The 22,330-nt window shown below is 72.8% G+C and carries 12 protein-coding genes; 9 read left to right on the top strand and 3 right to left on the bottom strand.

Translation table 11 applies throughout. The features are described from left to right. Positions 1 to 92: 92 nt before the first annotated feature. Together ACWC9T_RS14980 and ACWC9T_RS14975 are read right to left on the bottom strand one after the other, a co-directional pair. Complete coding sequence (locus tag ACWC9T_RS14980; RefSeq protein ID WP_449821461.1) at positions 93 to 656, bottom strand: acetate uptake transporter; 564 nt, start codon at positions 654 to 656, stop codon at positions 93 to 95. A gap of 267 nt (positions 657 to 923) precedes the next feature. Then, positions 924 to 3,491 (bottom strand): SpoIIE family protein phosphatase, encoded by a 2,568-nt coding sequence (locus tag ACWC9T_RS14975; protein WP_449821460.1) that lies wholly within the window; start codon positions 3,489 to 3,491, stop codon positions 924 to 926. Positions 3,492 to 4,010: 519 nt separating this feature from the next. Between ACWC9T_RS14975 and ACWC9T_RS14970 the strand changes: the two genes are divergently transcribed. From ACWC9T_RS14970 to ACWC9T_RS14930, 9 genes are all read left to right on the top strand, one after another. Next, entirely contained in the window at positions 4,011 to 8,585 is a 4,575-nt protein-coding gene (locus ACWC9T_RS14970) for a HAMP domain-containing protein (protein ID WP_449821459.1), read from the top strand. A 339-nt stretch (positions 8,586 to 8,924) separates the two neighbouring features. Further along, complete coding sequence (locus ACWC9T_RS14965) at positions 8,925 to 9,560, top strand: response regulator (RefSeq protein ID WP_355676327.1); 636 nt, start codon at positions 8,925 to 8,927, stop codon at positions 9,558 to 9,560. A 192-nt stretch (positions 9,561 to 9,752) separates the two neighbouring features. Further along, entirely contained in the window at positions 9,753 to 12,434 is a 2,682-nt protein-coding gene (locus ACWC9T_RS14960; protein ID WP_449821458.1) for a DNA translocase FtsK, read from the top strand. Positions 12,435 to 12,777: 343 nt separating this feature from the next. Beyond that, complete coding sequence (locus ACWC9T_RS14955; RefSeq protein ID WP_449821457.1) at positions 12,778 to 13,638, top strand: helix-turn-helix domain-containing protein; 861 nt, start codon at positions 12,778 to 12,780, stop codon at positions 13,636 to 13,638. A gap of 97 nt (positions 13,639 to 13,735) precedes the next feature. After that, positions 13,736 to 15,241 (top strand): 30S ribosomal protein S12 methylthiotransferase RimO, encoded by a 1,506-nt coding sequence (rimO, locus tag ACWC9T_RS14950; RefSeq protein WP_449821456.1) that lies wholly within the window; start codon positions 13,736 to 13,738, stop codon positions 15,239 to 15,241. After that, positions 15,238 to 15,876, top strand: a complete 639-nt coding sequence (gene pgsA, locus ACWC9T_RS14945) for a CDP-diacylglycerol--glycerol-3-phosphate 3-phosphatidyltransferase (RefSeq protein WP_449821455.1) — start codon at positions 15,238 to 15,240, stop codon at positions 15,874 to 15,876. The genes rimO and pgsA overlap by 4 nt, the downstream gene beginning before the upstream one ends. Next, positions 15,873 to 16,370 (top strand): CinA family protein, encoded by a 498-nt coding sequence (locus tag ACWC9T_RS14940; RefSeq protein ID WP_449821454.1) that lies wholly within the window; start codon positions 15,873 to 15,875, stop codon positions 16,368 to 16,370. The genes pgsA and ACWC9T_RS14940 overlap by 4 nt, the downstream gene beginning before the upstream one ends. 315 nt (positions 16,371 to 16,685) lie before the next feature. Then, positions 16,686 to 17,054 carry a helix-turn-helix domain-containing protein gene (locus ACWC9T_RS14935; RefSeq protein WP_030290911.1) on the top strand — a complete coding sequence of 123 codons (369 nt, stop codon included), beginning with the start codon at positions 16,686 to 16,688 and terminating at the stop codon, positions 17,052 to 17,054. Between the two features lie 57 nt (positions 17,055 to 17,111). Next, positions 17,112 to 17,405 carry a hypothetical protein gene (locus tag ACWC9T_RS14930; protein ID WP_449821452.1) on the top strand — a complete coding sequence of 98 codons (294 nt, stop codon included), beginning with the start codon at positions 17,112 to 17,114 and terminating at the stop codon, positions 17,403 to 17,405. Positions 17,406 to 17,465: 60 nt separating this feature from the next. Here the strand turns inward: ACWC9T_RS14930 and ACWC9T_RS14925 are convergent, their stop codons facing one another. Next, a complete protein-coding gene (locus ACWC9T_RS14925; protein WP_449821451.1) occupies positions 17,466 to 22,172 on the bottom strand; it encodes an ATP-dependent helicase in 4,707 nt (1,568 codons plus the stop codon). Between the last annotated feature and the right edge of the window lie 158 nt (positions 22,173 to 22,330).

Below are 22,330 nucleotides of genomic sequence, written 5' to 3'. Positions count from 1 at the left end.
CCGCGAGGATCTGGCCCGACTCCTCACCGGCATCACGCCACGAGCGACGGAGACCCGACCCCGCAGTGGTACCGAGGAGCGGCCGAAGCAGGTCACTTGACCGGCAGGGCGACCTTCCCCCAGGAGCCGTTGCTCAGCGCGGAGGTGGCCCAGTACCAGGCGACGAGCCCGGAGACGGCCGCGATCCAGCCGGCTGCCTTGGCGAGGCCGCCGTACCCACCGAAGGTGGCGATGGCGGACAGCACCAGGGAGACCGTCAGCAGACCGTAGACGGTGCGGCTGAACAGACCGGCGCCCCAGCTGGCCGCCGTGAGGCTGAGGGCGAGCAGGGCCCACAGCAGCAGGAACAGACCGGCGGCGTTCTTGCTCGCGCCGCCGGCCACCGACCAGGTCGCCCAGAAGGCGCCGAGGCTGGTGAAGGCGGTGCCGGTGAAGCCCTCGCCGCGGCGGAGCTGCCACAGGCCCGCGATGAAGAGGGTGACGCCGCCGAGCAGGTGGGCGAGGTGGGCCGCGTCCCCGACACCGGTGCCGTGCAGGATGCCGGTGGAGAGCAGACCGTAGGCGAGCAGTGTCAGGCCGAGGGCGAGGTAGCCGAGATTACCCGCGTCGGCTCCGGTGGAGCGGGCGTTCGATGCCCCGGTAGCGTCGTTGCTCACCGGAGGCTCCTTTCACTCTGGGCGCGCGCAGGGCGCAGTGACGCTTGGTGTCGTTTCGATGAGTGGGTGCGCGCGACCGCGCCGAGGGCGCACGGCGAAAGGCGTGCGCGGGCAGCGGTCAGAAGTGAGGTCAGAAGTGACGGGTCAGCGGAGAGCCGCTGGTCACGTCCCCGCCGGGGGATTCCCCGGTGAGATCGGTGTACCCGGCCTTGCTTGCTTGTACCCTTGTGAAGATAACAATTTGTGACCGTGTCACCTGTGGAATGCTCACGACTGGCGCTGGTTGGGCACCCGCAGGGTCAGGATCGCCATGTCGTCGGACGGCGGCTCCGGGGCGAAGCGTTCGACCGCGCGTTGCACCCGCATCGCGACCGCGCCGGCGGTCAGGCCGGTGCAGCCGGTGAGCACCTCGGCCAGGCCGTCGTCGCCGAGCATCCGCCGGCCCTCGCGGCGTTCGGTGACGCCGTCGGTGACGCAGAGCAGGACCTCGCCGGGGGCGAGCACCAGGTGTTCGGCGGTGAGGTCGAGGTCGTCCATGACGCCGAGCAGCGGTTGCGGGGTGGCGGCGCGGTCCACCCGGCCGTCGGTGCGCAGTCGCAGCGGCAGCGGGTGGCCGGCGCAGACCAGGGACAGTTCGGTGCTGCCGTCCGGGCGGGGCGTCAGTTCGCCGTAGAGCAGAGTGAGGAAGCGGCTGCGCGAACCCTCGTCCAGGATGGCCGCGTTGAGCCGGCGAAGCACCTGCGGGGCGTCCAGGCCCTCGCGGGCGAGCAGCCGCAGCGAGTGCCGGGCCAGGCCGGTGACCGAGGCGGCCTCGGGGCCGGTGCCGCAGACGTCACCGATGGCGAAGCCGTAGGTGCCCTCGCGGATGGTGAACAGGTCGTAGAAGTCGCCGCCGACCTCGTTGCCCTCGCCGGCGGCCTGGTAGTAGACGTCCACCTCGACGCCGGGGATCTCGGGCAGGTCCGGCGGCAGCAGGCTGCGCTGCAGGGCCTGGCTGGTCGCGGTGCGCTCGGAGTAGAGACGGGAGTTGTCCAGGGCGAGGGCGGCCCGGCGGGAGAGGTCCTCGGCGAGTTCGAGGATCTCCTGGCGGAACCGGACGCCGGACGGGACGCCGAGTGCGAGCAGGCCGATGACCCGGTTGCGGGCGGTCAGCGGCAGCACCACGGTCTCGCCGAGCAGGCCGGCCAGTTCGGGGCTGTCGGTCAGGCCCCGGGCTTCGGCGGTCTCGGTGGGCGCGGCCCAGAAGCGGACGCCGTGGGTGGGGCCGGCCTCGGGGGCGGGGGTCTTGTCGAGCAGCTCGCGCAGCGGGTCGATCCGGTCCTCGTCCTCGTGCAGGACGAAGGCGAGGCCGGCCGAGGAGCCGTGGTCGCCGTTGGTGTAGACGGCGCACCAGGAGGAGAGGGTGGGGACGGCCATCTGGGCCATCAGTGCGAGGGTCTGCTCGTGTTCGAGGGTGCCGGCCAGCAGGTCGGAGGCCTCGACGAGGAAGGAGAGCGAGCCGCGGCGCAGCCGTTCGAGCTCGGTCAGCCGGGTGCTCTCGACGGCCAGGGCGACCCGGTCGGCGGCGAACTGCAGCCGCAGCGCGTCCTCGTTGTCGTAGCGGCCGGGCACGGCGGTGGCGATGCCGAGCGAGCCGATCAGCCGGCCTTCGACCTTGAGCGGGACGGTGACCAGGGAGCGCATGCCGCTGTCGGTGAGCAGCGGCATGCCGGTGGGGCGGGTGGCGAGGTCCTCGTGGACGGAGGGCAGCCGGGCGGAGTCGTAGCGGTTGCCGGTCCCGACCGGGAAGCGGGCGTGCCGGCGGTGTCCGGTGTTGAGGCCGGTGACGGCGCGGACCTCGAACTCGGTCTCGTCGTCGGTGGTGAGCAGCAGGTACGCGGCGTCGGCGTCGAGCAGGTCGCGGGCGCGTTCGACGGTGCGCTGCAGCAGGGTGTCGAGGTCGTCGGTGGCGACCGGGCCGGCCAGCAGGTCGAGCCGTGGAGCGGCCGGGTCGGGGCGCTCGCCGGGCAGGGCGCGGGCGGGTGAGCGCAGCACGGCGCGGTCGGGTTCGAGGACGAGCAGACAGAGGGTGGAGGGGACGCCCTCGGTGTCGCGCACGCGTACCTGGACGCCGTACACCTCGACCTCCTCGCCGTCGGCGCGGCGGATGCCGTAGCCGCCCTCCCAGCGGGCCAGCCGCAGGGTGTCGGTGAGGCCGAGGCCGCGGCCGGGGGACTGCGGCCAGGCCGCGAGGTCCGCCCAGGGGCGGCCGAGGACGGCGGCGGTGGGGTACTGGAAGAGGGCCTCGGCGTCCGGGTTCCAGGCCAGGACCCGGCCGTCCTCGTCGAGCTGGACGACGGCGACGTGCACCGGTCCGGGGCTGCTGGGCAGGTCGCTGCCGGGGGTGGCGGGGACGGCGTAGCGGGTGCCGACCACGTGCGCGGGCAGAGCGAGCCGGAACCAGACGGTCTTCCGCCCGGCCGCGTACTCGACGCCCCAGCGTTCGGCGAGGGCGGAGCACATCAGCAGGCCGCGGCCGCCCTCGCCGTCCGGGTCGGCGTAGCGGTGTCCGTCGCCGAGGAAGGGCAGGCCGCGCTCGGGGTGGTGGTCGGTGACCTCGATCCGGACGGTCTCCTCCTCGCGCAGGCAGCAGACCTCGGCGGCGGTGCCGGCGTGCACGACGGCGTTGGTGACCAGTTCGCTGACCAGGACGACGGCGTCGTCGACGACCTCGGGCAGGCCCCAGCCGAGCATCGCGTCCCGGACGAAGCCCCGGGCGGCGGCCGCGGACCGGCCGTCGGGGTCGAAGGTGGCGGCTGCGCGCGCGGTGACCACGTTGCCACTTCTCCTCTGCATGCTCTCGCCCTGGCTGTCCGGGGTGCGGCGCCGACTCCCGGTGCGCGCCGTCGGGGTGAGCGGCGGCGCTGGGTCGGGTCCTGGCCCGGTGCAGCGCTCCACCCTACTTTCCGCTTGGTTCCCCGTGGGGGCGGGGCCGTGAAACAGGCACCTGAGGGTGATTCTGCCCACCTGTTTCGGACGGTGCGGTACCAACCGAGCGCAACCAGCCGTATACCCGGCGACAGTACTGCCAGACTGGGGGGTCCGCGACGGCCGGTGGGAGCAGTACGGTCGTGTGGGTGCCGGTGTGCCGTGTGAGCCCGCCGGTACGCAGCCCAGCCGGGCCGGTGCCCGGGTGCGTGCTGTACGGCACGGCGGTCACCGGACAGTTCACGATGTGGGAGGGGCCCGTTGAGTTCGGCCACCAGGGACGCAACCAAGGACGCAACCGGTACGACGCCGCCCGCTCCGCGCGGCGGGTACTCCGGGACGGCGCCGCGGAACGCGGCCGGCCGGCGGGCGGGCCACAACCGTGGTGTGGAGCCGGCCGACCTGCGCAAGCTGCTGGCCGCGCTGACCGCGATGCGGGACGGCAACTTCCGTCGCCGGCTGACGGTTCCGGGCGACGGGCCGCTGGCGGAGATCGCCGCGGTGTTCAACGAGGTCGCCGAGCGCAACCAGCACCTGACCGGTGAACTGGCGCGGGTGCGGCGGGCGGTGGGCCGTGAGGGCCGGCTGAACGAGCGGTTGGAGACCGGCGCGGGCGAGGGCGCCTGGATGGCGGCCGTCGACAACTGCAACGCGCTGATCGACGACCTGGCCCGGCCGATGGCCGAGGTGGGCCGGGTGCTGACCTCGATCGCCGAGGGCGACCTGGACCAGAAGATGGAGCTGCGCTCGCTGCACAGCAACGGGGTCAGCCACCCGCTGCGCGGCGAGTACCTGAAGATCGGGCGGACCGTCAACGGTCTGGTGGACCAGCTCTCCGAGTTCACCGACGAGGTGACCCGGGTGGCCCGCGAGGTGGGCACCGAGGGCAAGCTCGGCGGTCAGGCCAAGGTCCGTAGCGTGTCGGGCAGTTGGAAGGACCTGGCGGACTCGGTCAACACCATGGCGGGCCGGCTGACCGCGCAGGTGCGCAACATCGCGCAGGTGACCACGGCGGTGGCCAAGGGCGACCTGTCCCGCAAGGTCACGGTGGACGTGGCCGGCGAGATGCTGGAGCTGAAGAACACCGTCAACACGATGGTGGACCAGCTGAACGGCTTCGCCGCCCAGGTCACCACGGTGGCCCGGGACGTCGGCACCGAGGGCCGGCTCGGCGGTCAGGCCCAGGTGCCGGGTGTGGCCGGGGTCTGGCGCGAGCTGACCGACTCGGTGAACTTCATGGCCGACAACCTGACCGGCCAGGTGCGCAACATCGCCCAGGTGACCACGGCGGTGGCGCGCGGGGACCTCTCGCAGAAGATCGAGGTGGACGCGCGCGGCGAGATGCTGGAGCTGAAGAACACCATCAACACGATGGTCGACCAACTCTCCGGCTTCGCCGAACAGGTGACCCGGGTGGCCCGCCAGGTGGGCACCGAAGGGCGGCTCGGTGGTCAGGCGCAGGTGCCCTGGGCGGCCGGAGTGTGGCGGGACCTGACCGACAACGTCAACTTCATGGCGAACAACCTCACCGACCAGGTGCGCAACATCGCCCAGGTGACGACCGCGGTCGCCAAGGGCGACCTGTCGCAGAAGATCCAGGTGGACGCGCGCGGGGAGATCCTGGAGCTGAAGAACACCATCAACACGATGGTCGACCAACTCTCCTCCTTCGCGGACGAGGTGACCCGGGTGGCCAGGGACGTCGGCACCGAGGGCATCCTCGGCGGCCAGGCGAGCGTGCCCGGGGTGTCCGGGACCTGGAAGGACCTGACCAACAGCGTCAACCTGATGGCCAACAACCTGACCAGTCAGGTCCGCAACATCGCCGAGGTGACCACGGCGGTGGCGCGCGGCGACGTGTCGAAGAAGATCACCGTCGACGCCCGGGGCGAGATCCTGGAGCTGGTGACCACCGTCAACACCATGGTCGACCAGCTGTCGGCCTTCGCCGACGAGGTGACGCGGGTCGCCCGCGAGGTGGGCACCGAGGGCATCCTGGGCGGTCAGGCGCGGGTGCGCGGGGTGTCGGGCATCTGGAAGGACCTGACCGACAACGTCAACTTCATGGCGTCGAACCTGACCGGACAGGTTCGCAACATCGCCGAGGTCGCCTCGGCGGTGGCCCGCGGCGACCTCTCCAAGAAGATCACCATCGACGCGCAGGGCGAGATCGCGACGCTCGCCGGCACCCTGAACACCATGGTCGACCAGCTGTCCGCCTTCGCGGTGGAGGTCACCAGGGTGGCCCGCGAGGTCGGCACCGACGGCACCCTGGGCGGCCAGGCGAGCGTGCCGGGCGTGGCCGGCATCTGGAAGGACCTGACCGACAACGTCAACCTGATGGCCAACAACCTCACCGGCCAGGTCCGCAACATCGCGCTGGTGATCACGGCGGTCGCCCGCGGCGACCTCTCGCAGAAGATCGACGTCGACGCGCGCGGCGAGATCCTCCAGCTGAAGACCAGCATCAACACCATGGTCGACCAGCTCTCCGCGTTCGCCGACGAGGTCACCCGGGTCGCCCGCGAGGTGGGCACCGACGGACGGCTCGGCGGCCAGGCCCGGGTGCCCGGCGTGGACGGCACCTGGCAGGACCTCACCGAGTCGGTGAACGAGCTGGCCAACAACCTGACCCGGCAGGTGCGCGCGATCGCCCAGGTCGCCACCGCGGTGACCAGGGGCGACCTGAGCCTGCGGATCGACGTGGACGCCGCGGGGGAGCTCGACGAGCTCAAGGACAACATCAACCAGATGATCGCCAACCTGCGCGAGACCACCCGCACCAACCAGGAGCAGGACTGGCTCAAGACCAACCTGGCCCGGATCTCCGGCCTGCTCCAGGGCCGCCGGGACCTGGAGGCGGTCGCCTCACTGATCATGACCGAGCTGACCCCGGTGGTCTCCGCCCAGCACGGCGCCTTCTTCCTGGCCCAGCCGGCCGGCCGCACCGCCGAGCTGATCACCGAGGACGACGACGAGAACGACACCGTGCTGCGGCTGATCGGCAGCTACGGCTACCAGCGGCGGGCGATGCCGACCACCTTCCGGCCCGGCGAGTCGCTGATCGGCCAGGCGGCGGTCGAGAAGCGGGCGATCATCGTCAAGGAGGCGCCGCCCGGCTACCTCAAGATCGCCTCCGGCCTCGGCGAGGCCTCCCCGGCCCACATCGTGGTGCTGCCGGTGCTGTTCGAGGGCCGGCTGCTCGGCGTGATCGAGCTGGCCACCTTCAGCTCCTTCACCACCGTCGCGCTGGACTTCCTCAACCAGATCGCCGACCTGATCGGCGTCACCGTCAACACCATCAGCGTCAACACCAAGACCGAGGGCCTGCTGCTGGAATCCCAGCGGCTCACCGCCGAACTCTCGATGCGATCCGCCGAATTGGAGGCGCGCCAGGAGGAACTGGAGCGCACCAACGAGGAGTTGCAGGAGAAGGCCGAGCAACTCGCCCAGCAGAACCGCGACATCGAGATCAAGAACAGCGAGATCGAGGAGGCCCGGCAGGTCCTGGAGGAGCGCGCCGAACAGCTCGCCCTGGCCTCCCGCTACAAGAGCGAGTTCCTCGCCAACATGTCGCACGAGCTGCGCACCCCGCTCAACTCGCTGCTGATCCTGGCCAAGCTGCTCTCCGACAACAACGAGGGCAACCTGTCGCCCAAGCAGGTCGAGTTCGCCGACACCATCCACGGCGCCGGCTCCGACCTGCTCCAGCTGATCAACGACATCCTCGACCTGTCCAAGGTCGAGGCAGGCAAGATGGACGTCCGCCCGGCCCGGATCGCCCTGGTCCAGCTGGTCGACTACGTCGAGGCCACCTTCCAGCCGGTCGCCCTGGACAAGAACCTGGCCTTCGCGGTGCGGGTCTCGCCGGCCCTGCCGGTCACCCTGCACACCGACGAGCAGCGGCTCCAGCAGGTGCTGCGCAACCTGATCTCCAACGCGGTCAAGTTCACCGACGCCGGCGGCGTCGACTTCTCGATCAGCCCGGCCGGTCAGGACGTCCCGCAGCACGTGCGCGAGCGGCTGCTGGAGTCCGGCTCGATCCAGGGCCCGGACGACGAACTGATCGCCTTCTCGGTCTCCGACACCGGCATCGGCATCCCCGGCAACAAGCTGCGGGAGATCTTCGAGGCGTTCAAGCAGGCCGACGGCACCACCAGCCGCAAGTACGGCGGCACCGGCCTCGGCCTGTCGATCAGCCGGGAGATCGCCAGGCTGCTCAGCGGCGAGATCCACGCCCAGAGCGAGCTGGGCCGGGGGTCGACCTTCACCCTCTACCTGCCGCTGCGCTCCGAGGCCCCGGACACCGCCCCGGACGGACGCCCGGCCGAGCGTCCTGGCGTGCCAGCCATGGCCGGGCCGCGTGCCTCGGTCGGGGTGACCCCGGTGGGCCTGCCGGTGCCGGTCGGCGAGAACCCGGCCGACCACTGGGCCCAGGAGGTCCGGGAGATGGCCGAGGAGCGCCGCCGCGGGGCGGTGGAGCGTCGGCGCAGCGCCGCGCTGGAGAGCGTCGCCGCGCCCCGGGCGGTCGAGCCCGCGCAGCAGCTCCGGCTGGCCCGCGGTGACACCCGCTTCGACGGCCAGCAGGTGCTGATCGTGGACGACGACGTGCGCAACGTGTTCGCCCTGACCAGCGTGCTGGAGCAGCACGGCCTGACCGTCTTGTATGCCGAGAACGGCCGCGAGGGCATCGAGATGCTGGAGCAGCACGAGAACGTGGCGCTGGTCCTGATGGACATCATGATGCCGGAGATGGACGGCTACGCGACCACCGAGGCGATCCGCCGGATGCCCCAGTTCGCCGGGCTGCCGATCATCGCGCTGACCGCCAAGGCGATGAAGGGCGACCGGGAGAAGTCGCTGGAGGCGGGTGCCACCGACCACATCACCAAGCCCGTGGAGACCGACCACCTGCTGTCGGTGATGCACGAGTGGTTGAACGGGGAGCGTGCGCGTGAGTGAGCGAAGCGAACGAACCGTCAAGAAGTCTGTGTGCGCGGGCGCATGTGCGGTGAGGCGTGAACTCCGGGCCCTGCCCCGGGGTTCGCGCCTGCCGGTCGGTCGGTTTGCTGGCGGTCGGGCCCGGGAACCCGGTAGGGTCACCGATCGTTGCGAACAGTGACCGGATGGCGACACGCTGCTGAGCGTGCGCCGGAGCACTGGCTGCGCGCCGTTCCGGATCGGGTCACGACGGAGCGATGTGCCGGGCGAGGGGGTGCGGCTAGCATGACCGGGGTAGCGGTGGGCAGTGCGCGGGTGCCTTCACCCGGCGGCAGGCAGGCGACAGGAGGGCGGGCCCCCATGCAGAAGGCGAAGATCCTCCTGGTCGACGACCGACCGGAGAACCTGCTGGCGCTGGAGGCGATCCTCTCCGCCCTGGACCAGACGCTGGTGCGTGCCGCCTCCGGCGAGGAAGCGCTCAAGGCGCTGCTGACCGACGACTTCGCGGTGATCCTGCTGGACGTCCAGATGCCCGGGATGGACGGCTTCGAGACCGCCGCCCACATCAAGCGCCGCGAGCGCACCCGGGACATCCCGATCATCTTCCTCACCGCGCTCAACCACGGGCCGCACCACACCTTCCGCGGTTACGCGGCCGGCGCGGTGGACTACATCTCCAAGCCCTTCGACCCGTGGGTGCTGCGCGCCAAGGTCTCGGTCTTCGTCGACCTGTACGTCAAGAACTGCCAGCTGAAGGAGCAGGCCGCGCTGCTGCGGCTGCAACTGGAGGCGGGCGGCGGCGAGCCGACCCTCGGCGGGGCGTTGCTGGGCGAGTTGTCCGCGAGGCTGGCGGCGGTCGAGGAGCAGGCGGAGGCGCTGGGCAAGCAGCTGGACGGGGTCGAGGACGCCGGGGTGGCCGCCACCGCGGGGCACCTGGAGCGCAAGCTCGCTGGCCTGCGCCGGGCCCTGGACGCGATGCGCCCGGGCAGCTCGTAGGCCTTCCGCCGGACCCGCGCGGACCGCTCGCCGTACGCCCGCGAACCTTTCGCCGTGCGTTCGCCCGTCCGGGTGGTTCGACGGCGCGCCCGGGTGAAAGCCGGTCAGCGTGACGGTGCGTCTGCGACACGTCCGGGCGCCCCGGCTCGGCCGCATGTGCACCGGTGGTCCACACCGGTAGGCTGCTGACCCATGGCCACTCGCACGCCCGGAAACGCAGCACGCAAGCCGGCTCCGGGACCGTCCAGGAAGGCCGCGGCGAAGGCCCCCGGCAAGCCGCCCGCGAAGAAGGCGGCAGCTCGCAAGGCCCCCGCGAAGAAGGCGGCCGCCAAGTCGGCCCCGCCGCCACCGCCGCCGTCCCGTTCGGGACTGATGCGTCTCCTCAACGTCCTGGCGAGCCCGATCGCCGCGGTCTTCCGCGGCGTCGGCGACGGGGCCAAGAACCTCCACCCGGCCCACCGCAAGGACGGGCTGGGCCTGGTGCTGTTCGCGCTCGCGATGGTGACCGCCGCCGGCACCTGGTTCAGCCCGCAGGGCTGGCTGGGGGAGGGGGCCACCGCCGTGGTGTCCGGACTGTTCGGACGGCTCGACGTGCTGGTGCCGTTCCTGCTGGCCGGGATCGCGATCCGGCTCTGGCGCCACCCGGAGCTGCCGGAGGCCAACGGCCGGATCGTGATCGGGCTGAGCGCGCTGCTGGTCGGCGTCCTCGGCCTGGTCCACATCGGCTGCGGCGCGCCCATGATGGGCAGCGGCGCCTCCCGGATAAGGGCGGCCGGCGGGATCATCGGCTGGGCCGCGTCCACCCCGATGATGGCCGCCGCCGGTCCGGCGCTGGCCGTGCCGCTGCTCCTGCTGCTGGCCTTCTTCGGCCTGCTGGTGGTCACCGCCACCCCGGTCAACCGGATCGGCGAGCGGGTGCGGGGGATGGGGATACGGCTCGGCGTGGTCGAGCCCGGTCCGGAGGACGAGGCGCGCTGGGGGCGTACGCCGGAGCGTGAGCTGTCCAGCGATCCGCCGGAGGACGCCGACCCCGACGCGCTGCCCTTCACCGTGGACACCGACGGTGACGACCCGACGGACGAGGTGGCGGCCCGCCGTCGCCGTCGGCGGCGCAAGCAGGGCGCCGACCCCGAGGAGCAGCCGGAGGCCGTCCGGGTCTCGCTGGACAAGGAGCCGCTGGACCCGTACGCCACCCGCGACCTGGCCGCCGGCGCGGCCGCCGACCTGGACGGCGCGCTGGTCTACGGCGTGCCCGCCTCCTCGGCGGTGGCGGACATGATGCACCAGGTCAAGGACCTCACTGCCCCGCCGGAGGAGCCCGCCGTCCCGGCCGCCCGCAGCGGCGGCCCGGGCGCGCCCGCGGAGCACGGCCCGGCGCCGGTGCGGATGGAGCAGCTCCAGCTTGCCGGGGACATCACCTACTCGCTGCCCCCGCTCGACCTGCTGGAGCGCGGCGGCCCGGCCAAGGCCCGCAGCGCGCTCAACGACGAGGTGGTGGCCCAGCTCACCGGCACCTTCGCCGAGTTCAAGGTGGACGCCAAGGTCACCGGCTTCACCCGGGGCCCGACGGTCACCCGCTACGAGGTCGAGCTCGGCCCGGCCGTCAAGGTGGAGCGGATCACCGCGCTCGCCAAGAACATCGCGTACGCGGTGGCCAGCCCGGACGTGCGGATCATCAGCCCGATCCCGGGCAAGTCCGCGGTCGGCATCGAGATCCCCAACCGGGACCGCGAGATGGTCAACCTCGGCGACCTGCTGCGCTCGCGCACGGCCGCCGAGGACACCCACCCGATGGTCGTCGGCATGGGCAAGGACGTCGAGGGCCACACCGTGATGGCCAACCTCGCCAAGATGCCGCACATCCTGGTGGCCGGTGCGACCGGAGCGGGGAAGTCGTCCTGCATCAACTGCCTGATCACCTCGATCCTCGCCCGGGCCACCCCGGACGAGGTGCGGATGGTCCTGGTCGACCCCAAGCGGGTCGAGCTGACCGCGTACGAGGGCATCCCGCACCTGATCACGCCGATCATCACCAACCCGAAGAAGGCCGCCGAGGCCCTCCAGTGGGTGGTGCGCGAGATGGACATGCGCTACGACGACCTCGCGGCGTACGGCTTCCGGCACGTGGACGACTTCAACGCGGCGGTGAAGGCCGGCAAGGTCACGCCGCCGCTGGGCAGCGAGCGGGAGCTCACGCCGTACCCGTACCTGCTGGTGATCGTCGACGAGCTGGCCGACCTGATGATGGTCGCGCCGCGCGACGTCGAGGACTCGGTGGTCCGGATCACCCAGCTGGCCCGCGCGGCCGGCATCCACCTGGTGCTCGCCACCCAGCGGCCCTCGGTGGACGTGGTCACCGGTCTGATCAAGGCCAACGTGCCGTCCCGGCTGGCCTTCGCGACCTCAGCGATGGCCGACTCCCGGGTCATCCTGGACCAGCCCGGCGCGGAGAAGCTGATCGGCAAGGGCGACGCGCTCTTCCTTCCGATGGGCGCGAGCAAGCCGATCCGCATGCAGGGCGCGTTCGTCACCGAGGCGGAGATCGCCAAGGTGGTGCAGCACTGCAAGGACCAGCTGAGCGCCGTCTACCGGGACGACGTGACGGTCGGCGGCGGGCCGAAGAAGGAGATCGACGAGGAGATCGGCGACGACCTGGACCTGCTGATCCAGGCGGCCGAGCTGGTGGTCTCCACCCAGTTCGGCTCGACGTCGATGCTCCAGCGCAAGCTCCGGGTCGGCTTCGCCAAGGCGGGCCGGCTGATGGACCTGATGGAGTCGCGCGGCATCGTCGGTCCGAGTGAGGGTTCCAAGGCCCGCGACGTCCTGGTGAAGCCGGACGAGCTGGACGGCGTCCTGGTGACCCTGCGGGGCTGAGAGCGGCCCCGCAGGGCTGATGGACCGTGCCCTCCGGGTGTGTTCACTCGTTCGGAGGAGGGTAGGCGCGGCGTGGGGGCTCGTCCTCGAACTCCCGCAGACGGGAGTTCGAGGACGAGCCCCGAGGAACCGAACGTCCGTACGTCGCGTCACAGGCCGGAAAGCGCACCCCGGCCAGGGAGATGTCGCGGCCCCGCGGGCCCCCGCTGACGACCGGTCAGCGGGGGGTGGGCCCCGGTCGGAGCGGGCACGCGCATTTGCGGCCCGTCCGCTTGAGAAACGATCCGCCCACGCCCCTAGACTGTTCTCCAGCAGGTGGCCATCCGCTCGAAAGGCGTGCCCCGTGACCATCGGCAAGTCCTCCGACCGCGAGAACGCCCCGTCGTCCGTCGAGCCGACCGACGACGCGAGGCAGGCGGCCGATGCCCCGAGCATCGGCCGGGTGCTGTCCGCCGCCCGGATCGAGGCGGGACTCACGGTGGACCAGGTGAGTACCGCCACCCGCGTGCGGGTGCCGATCGTCCATGCCATCGAGGGGGATGACTTCGGCTGCTGCGGCGGCGACTTCTACGCCCGCGGGCACATCCGCTCGATCGCCCGGGCGGTCGGCGTGGACGGCGAGGCGCTGGTAGCCCGCTACGACGCCGCGCACGGCGGCTCACCGGCCGTCAAGCGCCCGGCCGCCCAGTTGGTCGACAGCGGCCCGATCAGGGTGCCCAGGCGCAGCCGGCCGAACTGGGCGGCGGCCATGGTCGCCGCGATCGTCGCGGTGGTCGTGCTGATCGGCTTCAACCTGGTGAGCGGCAAGGGCGGTCACGGCACCACCGGCTCCGCCAGCGCGCCGCTGCCCAGCGGCTCCGGCACCGGCTCGGTCGCCCCGGCCACGCCCACCGTCGAGCCGTCGGCGCCCGCGCCGAGCGCCGCCGCGATCGCCGCCGTCCCGGCCGACAAGGTCACCGTGAAGCTGGTCGCCCAGGGCACCAGCTGGGTCTCGGCGATGGACAGCAACGGCAAGTCGCTGTTCCAGAACAACATCAGCGACGGCCAGGACCAGACCTTCACCGACCCCAAGCAGATCAAGCTGGTGCTCGGCAACGGCGGGGCCGTGCACGCGTACGTCAACGGCAAGGACCTCGGAGTCCTCGGCAAGGACGGCCAGGTGGTGCACGTCACGTACACCCCCGGAGACCCGCAGGCTGGCTGACCACAGGGGTCGGCGAGGGCCGTTGATGATCAGCTGATCCATGGCGGGTGACCTCCGGGGCGAACGGCACCGGAGGCCGCGCGTTAATCTTGGGCCTATGCCTGAACGCCGCACTGTCGCCCTTGTCACGCTCGGATGCGCCCGCAACGAGGTGGACTCCGAGGAACTCGCCGGGCGACTGGAAGCCGACGGCTGGTTGCTCGTCGATGACGCCGCCGAGGCGGACGTCGCCGTCGTCAACACCTGCGGCTTCGTCGAAGCCGCCAAGAAGGACTCCGTGGACGCCCTGCTGGAGGCCAACGACCTCAAGGGGCACGGCCGCACCCAGGCCGTCGTCGCGGTCGGCTGCATGGCCGAGCGGTACGGCAAGGAGCTCGCCGACGCGCTGCCCGAGGCGGACGGCGTGCTCGGCTTCGACGACTACGCGGACATCTCCGACCGCCTGCAGACCATCCTCTCCGGCGGCCACCACGCCCCGCACATCCCGCGCGACCGCCGCAAGCTGCTGCCGATCAGCCCGGCCGAGCGGCAGTCCGCCGCCGAGGCCGTCGCGCTGCCCGGCCACGGCGCCGAGGCCGCCGCCGAGCCGATCGCCGACCTGCCCGACGGCCTCGCGCCCGCCTCCGGCCCGCGCACCCTGCGCAAGCGGCTGGACGACAGCCCGGTGGCCTCGGTCAAGCTCGCCTCCGGTTGCGACCGGCGCTGCTCCTTCTGCGCCATCCCGGCCTTCCGCGGCTCGTTCATCTCCCGCCGCCCCTCCGACGTGCTGCACGAGGCGCAGTGGCTGGCCGAGCAGGGCGTCCGCGAGATCGTCCTGGTCAGCGAGAACAACACCTCGTACGGCAAGGACCTCGGCGACATCCGGCTGCTGGAGACGCTGCTCGGCGAGATCTCCGCGTTCGAGGGCATCGAGCGGGTCCGGGTCTCCTACCTGCAGCCGGCCGAGATGCGCCCGGGCCTGATCGACGCGATGACCGGCACCACCGACGTGGTGCCCTACTTCGACCTGTCGTTCCAGCACTCGGCGCCCGCCGTGCTGCGCCGGATGCGCCGCTTCGGCTCCACCGACCAGTTCCTGGAGCTGCTGAAGACCATCCGCGACAAGGCCCCGCAGGCCGGCGCCCGGTCCAACTTCATCGTCGGCTTCCCCGGTGAGACCGAGGAGGACTACGCCGAGCTGGAACGCTTCGTCACCCACGCCGGGCTGGACGCGATCGGCGTCTTCGGCTACTCCGACGAGGACGGCACCGAGGCCGCGACCTACGACGGCAAGCTGCCCGAGGACGTGGTCGCGGACCGGCTGAGCCGACTGAGCCGCCTCGCCGAGGAGATGACCGCCCAGCGGGCCGAGCAGCGGATCGGCACCGAGGTCGAGGTGCTGATCGAGTCGATCGAGGACGGCGTGGTCGAGGGCCGCTCCGCCCACCAGGCCCCGGAGACCGACGGCCTGACCACGCTGACCGGCGTCGAGAACCCGGAGATCGGGCAGTTCTGGCGGGCCACCGTGGTGGCCAGCGAGGGCGTCGACCTGATCGCCGAGGCGCAGGAGCGGGTGCGACTGTCCGGTGCTTCGGGGGCCGAGGCTCCGGGAGCCGGGGAATGACCCAGGGGCCCGGCGCCCCGGCCGCGGCCCACCCGGGCAGACCGGCGGCCGCCCTGCCGTCGGCGCCGGGGGTGTGGAACATCGCCAACGTGCTCACGATGGTCCGGGTGCTGCTGGTCCCGGTCTTCGTGGCACTGCTGTTCGCCGACGGCGGGCACAACCCCAAGTGGCGCTCGGTCGCCTGGGCCGCGTTCGCGATCGCGATGATCACCGACCTGTTCGACGGTGAACTCGCCCGCCGCAAGGGCCTGGTCACCGACTTCGGGAAGATCGCCGACCCGATCGCCGACAAGGCGATCATGGGCTCGGCGCTGATCGGCCTCTCGCTGCTCGGCGACCTGCCCTGGTGGGTCACCGTGGTGATCCTGGCCCGCGAGCTCGGCATCACGCTGATGCGCTTCTGGGTGATCCGCTACGGGGTCATCCCGGCCAGCCGCGGCGGCAAGCTCAAGACGCTGACCCAGGGCACCGCGGTCGGCATGTACGTCCTGGCCCTGACCGGGTGGCTGGCCACCGGGCGGGCGGTCCTGATGGGCCTGGCGGTGCTGCTGACCGTCGGCACCGCGCTGGACTACGTCGGACAGGCGCTGCGACTGCGCCGCGAGGGCATGGCCGCGGAGCGCGCGGACCGGTGAGCGACGGGGGAGACCAGGTGGCGGACTACGAGCTGGCTGAGCGGGCGCACGCCGCGCTGCGGGCCCAGGGGGGCACCCTGGCCGTCGCCGAGTCGCTGACCGGCGGGCTGCTGGCCGCCGCCCTGGTCGACGTCCCCGGGGCCTCCGCGACCTTCCGCGGCTCGGTCACCGCGTACGCGACCGAGCTGAAGGCCTCGGTGCTCGGTGTGGACGAGGGCCTGTTGGACGTGTACGGTCCGGTTCACCCGGTGGTCGCCCGGCAGATGGCCGAGGGCGTGCGCGGGCTGCTGGGGGCCACGTACGGACTCGCGACGACCGGGGTGGCCGGTCCGGAGCCGCAGGACGGTCAGCCGGTGGGCACGGTACACCTGGCGGTGGCCGGCCCGGGGGGAACTCTGGTCAGTTCGCCCGTGCTGTCGGGCGGTCGTGCCACAATCCGTCACGGGGCGGTGACCGCCGCACTGGAGCTGCTCGTCGGCCGGCTCGCTCGATAGGGGCCCGCCGGAGGATCTCCACCGAACCGAGATCCCTCGAACTGGCGCGCGGGTACGGCGCGCCTGGAGGATCGTGTTACATCCAAGGTCCTGGTTGGGCAGAAACCAGGTGGCGAACGAGTTGCGTGATGGTGGCCGGGTGGGCCGCGTCGGGTACCACGAGGGGCCCGCGAACCCGGGTGCGACACCGGAACGAGGAGGGGGACGGCCTTGCAGCCCAGAGTGAACACGACCGGGGTCCCCGCACGCGAAGCGGGCAAGGCGGTACGGTGGGGGCGTGACATCTCGATCCGCAGTCCGAGGAGGGAGGCACCGATGATCCTGCTCCGTCGCCTACTGGGCGATGTACTGCGTCGGCAGCGCCAGCGCCAGGGCCGCACACTCCGCGAGGTGTCGGCGGCCGCCAGGGTTTCGCTCGGATACCTCTCCGAGGTCGAGCGGGGACAGAAGGAGGCCTCCTCGGAGCTGCTCTCCGCCATCTGCGACGCACTCGACGTCCGGATGTCCGAGGTCATGCGCGAGGTCAGCGACGAACTGTCGCTCGCCGAACTTGCGGCGATGGCCACCCTCTCCGAAGGTGATCTGCTGAGGCCGGTACTCGAACCGGTTCCGCTGCCCGCCCCCGGTGCCGACCGGGCGAACATGTCGCCCAAGGCCGCCGCGATGGACGTGGTCGCCGCCTGATTCCGGCCTCGACACCCGGGCTCCTCCGATGCCCGGGGCGAGCGGAGGAGGGCGGTCGTGCGGAGAGTTGCGACGGTGCGCGCGGTGGTCCGAATACGGCTGCGGGCGCGGCGGTTGGTGCCGTGGCCGACCCGGTGGGTCCTGGTGGCCCTCGTGACCGGGCTCGCCTGGTGGGTCCTGGCCGTCCGCGGGCAACTGGCCGACGGCGCGGTGCTGGGACTGCTGGCGGCTGGCGGCTGGGGGCTCGGTCTCATCCCGGTCCACGCCGACCGGAACGCGACCGGACCGGTGCGGCGCCGACGTGAGGAGGCCGTGGGCCGGGTGGAGGCGCAGCCGCCACCGATCGGGTGATTCGACGTGGACGAAGGCCGCGGGGTCGTTGACCCGCGGCCTTCGGGCTTTCCGTCCGCGCTACGGACGCAGTCGCAGGCCGCGCGGGGTGGCGTGGAAGCCGGCCTCCTCCAGGGCGCGGCCGAGCTCGGAGCCGAGGGCGGGCTCGCCGTTGGACCGCTCGACCGTGACGCTGCCGAGCGCGCCCTCGCGGACCGCCCCGGCGAGCGCCCCGGCGGCCAGCGCCCGGGTCGCCCCGTCCTTCGGCCAGGCCAGCAGGGACTTGCCGCCCCGCTCCACGTACAGCGCCAACTCGCCGTCCACCAGCACCACCAGGGCGCCCGCCTTGCGGCCCGCTCGATGGGCGGTGGAGTCCTTGCGGCCGGGGGCGGCGGGGGGCTCGGGCCAGGGCAGGGCCGCGCCGTAGGCGTTCGCCGGGTCGGCGGCGGCCAGCACCAGCAGCTGCGGCGGCTCGGCGGTCGGGGCGGCCGACCACTCGGCGTTGCTGGCCCGCTCCAGGCGGCTGTTGACCGAGCGCAGTCGGTCGGCCGCGCCCTCCATGGCGAACTGGGCGCCGCCCAGGCCCTCGACGAAGTAGCCCCGGCGGGCCCGGCCGCGCTCCTCCATCGCGGCGAGCACCCGGTAGACCCCGGCGAAGCCGCCGGGCACCCGTTCGGCGGCCACGGTGCCCCGGGTGAGCAGGCCGTGCCGGTCCAGCAGGTTCTGTGCCTGGGCGGTGGCCCGGACCGTCGGGTCGGCGGCGAAGGCGGGCAGCAGCGACCATCGCCCGGCCACCGTCGGCGGGCCGCCGCGCAGGGCGCCGCCGACCCGGCCGAAGGCGCGGCCCGCGCCGCCGTAGCGGCCGCGCGGGGTGGCCCTCGGCGCGCGGTGGGCGGTGGCGCCCGCGGTGCGGCCGGAGCCGAGCAGGGCGCGCAGCGGGGCGAGGGTGTCGTTGGTGACGTAACCGGCCCAGACCAGGTCCCAGAGCGCCTCGACGACCTCCGGCTCGGGGGTGTCCTCCGGGAGCTGCTGGACGAGTTGGCGGAAGAACAGGCCGTAGCCGCCGGCCAGGGCCTGCATCAGGGCGCTGTGCACCGGGGTGAGCGCGGGCGGGACCGGCTCGGGGCGCAGCAGGTGGGCGTTCTCGGCCAGGTGCAGGCTGAGCCAGCCGTCCTTGCCGGGCAGCGCGCCGGCGCCGCACCAGCCGATCTCGCCGGCCGCCGTCAGCTCGTCCAGCAGGCCGGGGGAGTAGTCGGTGAGCCGGGCCGGGAGGATCAGCTTCTCCAGGGCGGAAGCGGGCAGGGCGGTGCCCTGGAGCTGTTCGACCACGCGGAGCAGGCCGTCCGGGCCGCGCAGCCGGTGGCCGGCCAGGTGCTGCCACTGCGGCAGGAAGGCGGCCAGGGCGCGCGGTGGGACGGGCTCGACCTCCTGGCGCAGGGCGGCCAGCGAGCGGCGGCGTAGCCGGCGCAGCACCTCGGCGTCGCACCACTCGGGGGCGGTGTGGCTCTCCGCGGGCCGGAACTGCCCTTGGACCAGGCGGCCGGCGGCGGTGAGCCGGTGCAGCGTGCCGGTGACGACGGCGGTGCCGAGGCCGTAGCGGACGCCGGCCTCGGCGGCGGTGAACGGGCCGTGGGTACGGGCGTGGCGGGCCAGCAGGTCGCCCAGTGGGTCCTTGACCGGCTCGGTGAAGGCCTCCGGGACGCCGACCGGCAGCGGGGTGCCGAGCGCGTCGCGCAGCCGTCCGGCGTCCTCGATCGCGGCCCAGCGCTGCTCGCCGGAGATCCGGACCTGGATCACCCGGCGGGCGGCCTCCAACTCCAGGGCCCAGAGCGGTTCGGCGCCGCGGGCGGTCAACTCGGCCTCGGTGAGCGGGCCGAGCAGTCGCAGGGCGTCGGCGACGCCCTCGGCGTCCTTGATCCGGCGCTCGGGGGTGAGACGTTGGAGCTCAGCCTCCAACTCGGCGAGCACCTGGGGGTCGAGAAGTTCGCTCAGCTCGGCCTGGCCGAGGAGTTCGGACAGCAGCCGGGAGTCCAGCGAGAGCGCGGCGGCGCGGCGCTCGGCGAGCGGGGAGTCGCCCTCGTAGAGGAACTGGGCGACGTAGCCGAACAGCAGCGAGCGGGCGAAGGGCGAGGGCTCGGGGGTGGTGACCTCGACCAGGCGGACGGCGCGGGACTCCAGGTCGCCCATCAGCTCGACCAGGCCGGGGACGTCGAAGACGTCCTGCAGGCACTCCCGGACAGCCTCCAGGACGATCGGGAACGAGCCGTACTCGGAGGCGACTTCGAGCAGTTGGGCGGCGCGCTGGCGCTGCTGCCAGAGCGGGGTGCGGCGGCCGGGGTTGCGGCGCGGGAGCAGCAGGGCGCGGCCGGCGCACTCACGGAAGCGGGAGGCGAACAGGGCGGAGCCGCCGACCTGGTCGGTGACCAGTTGCTCGATCTCGCCGGGGTCGAACAGGGCGGCGTCGGCGCCGACCGGGGCCTCGTCCGGGGGCGAACCGGCCGATGGGGAGGGGCTGCTGAAATCGAAGTCGGGGGCCAGGAGGTCGGCGTCGGGCAGGCGGAGCACGATGCCGTCGTCGGCGTGCATGACCTGGGGGTCCAGGCCGTGCTTCTCACGCAGCCGGGCGCCCAGGGCGAGGGCCCAGGGGGCGTGCACCTGGGCGCCGAAGGGGGAGTGGATGACGATCCGCCAGTCGCCGAGCTCGTCCCGGAAGCGCTCGACCACGATGGTGCGGTCGTCCGGGAGGTGGCCGCAGGCGGTGCGCTGTTCGGCGAGGTAGTCGAGCAGGTTGGCGGCGGCCCAGTCGTCCAGGCCAGCCTGCTTGAGGCGCTCGGTGGCGGCCTCCGGCCGGAGGGTGCCCAGCTCGCGGGTGAACGCGCCCAGGGCCCGGCCGAGTTCGAGCGGGCGGCCGAGGGTGTCGCCCTTCCAGAACGGGAGCCGGCCGGGGACACCGGGGGCGGGGGTGACCAGCACCTTGTCATGGGTGATCTCCTCGATCCGCCAGGAGGTGGTGCCGAGGGTGAACACATCGCCCACGCGGGACTCGTAGACCATCTCCTCGTCCAGCTCGCCGACCCTTCCACCGCCCTTTTTGGGGTCGGTGCCGGCGATGAAGACGCCGAACAGGCCGCGGTCGGGGATGGTGCCGCCGGAGGTGACGGCCAGGCGCTGGGCGCCGGGGCGGCCGGTGACCGTGCCGGCCACCCGGTCCCACACCACCCGGGGACGCAACTCGGCGAAGGCGTCCGAGGGGTAGCGGCCGGCCAGCATGTCGAGCACGGCGTCGAAGGCGGACTGAGGGAGGGAGGCGAAGGGGGCGGCACGGCGGACCACCGCGAGCAGGTCGTCCACCGGCCAGGCGTCCAGGGCCGTCATCGCGACCAGCTGCTGGGCGAGCACGTCCAGCGGGTTGCGCGGAATGCGCAGCGCCTCGATCCGGCCGGCCCGCATCCGCTCGGTGACCACGGCGGACTGCACGAGGTCCCCCCGGTACTTGGGGAAGAAGACACCGGTGGAGACGGCGCCGACCTGGTGGCCGGCCCGGCCGACCCGCTGCAGGCCGGAGGCGACCGAGGGCGGGGACTCGACCTGGACGACGAGCTCCACGGCGCCCATGTCGATGCCCAGCTCCAGGCTGGAGGTGGCGACCACGGCGGGCAGCCGGCCGGCCTTCAGCTCCTCCTCGACCAGGGACCGCTGCTCCTTGGAGACGGAGCCGTGATGGGCCCGGGCGATCACCGGAGGCACGCCCTTGGCGGCGCCGGAGCCGCCCATCAGCTGGGCCGGGGCGTGCGCCTCGGGGGCGGTGGTACCGGTGGCGCGCTCGTGGGCGATCTCGTTCAGCCGGTTGCACAGGCGCTCGGCCAGGCGGCGGGAGTTGGCGAAGACGATGGTCGAGCGGTGCGCCTCGACCAGGTCGACGATCCGTTCCTCGACGTGTGGCCAGATGGAGGCCTGGCGCTGCGGGTCGCCGTCGGAGGCGCCGCCGGTGGCCGGGGCGGCGGGCAGGTCGTCCAGGTCGGGGACCGGAACCACCACCGAGAGGTCGAACTCCTTGGCGGCGGCGGGCTGGACGACGACGGCGCCGCGCTGCGGGCTGAGGAAGCGGGCCACCTCCTCGACCGGGCGTACCGTCGCGGACAGGCCGATCCGGCGGGCCGGGCGGTCCAGCAGCTCGTCCAGCCGCTCCAGGCTGAGTGCCAGGTGGGCGCCGCGCTTGGTGCCGGCGACCGCGTGCACCTCGTCCAGGATCACCGTGTCCACGCCGCGCAGCGCCTCCCGGGAGGCGGAGGTTAGCAGCAGGAAGAGCGACTCGGGGGTGGTGATCAGGATGTCCGGCGGGTGGGTCGCGAAGCGGCGGCGGTCGGCGGCGGGGGTGTCGCCGGAGCGGATGGCGACCTGGACCTCGGGCTCGGGCAGGCCGAGGCGGACGGCCGCCTGGCGCAGGCCGGTCAGCGGGGCGCGCAGGTTCCGTTCGACGTCCACCGCGAGGGCCTTCAGCGGGGAGACGTAGAGCACCCGGCAGCGGCGCTTGGGGTCGGCGGGGGGTGGGGTGCTGCTGAGGCGGTCGAGGGCGGAGAGGAAGGCGGCGAGCGTCTTGCCGGAGCCGGTGGGGGCGACCACCAGGACGTCGGTCTCCCGTCGGATTGCGCGCCAGGCCTCGGACTGGGCCGTGGTGGGGGCGGAGAAGGCACCGGTGAACCAGGCCCGGGTGGCCGGGGCGAATCCGGCCAGGGGGTCGTCGACCCGGGGGGCTTCGGCGGGCGGGGTCGGGTGCTGGGGCGCCATGCCCCCATGGTGCCGGGTGGGACTGACATGTGGGGCGGGACTGCTTCGGGGGTGGGGTGGGGTGGTCGGGGCGTAGGTGCCGTTGAGGGGGCGGGAACGGTGATCCGCTCATATGGTGAGGAATCGGACGTGTGATCAACCCGTGACCGAGGCCGCAC

The sequence above is a fragment of the Kitasatospora sp. NPDC001159 genome, assembly GCF_053598235.1.
Note: the sequence above shows the minus strand (reverse complement) of the source record. Positions and strands in the feature narration are given on the sequence as shown.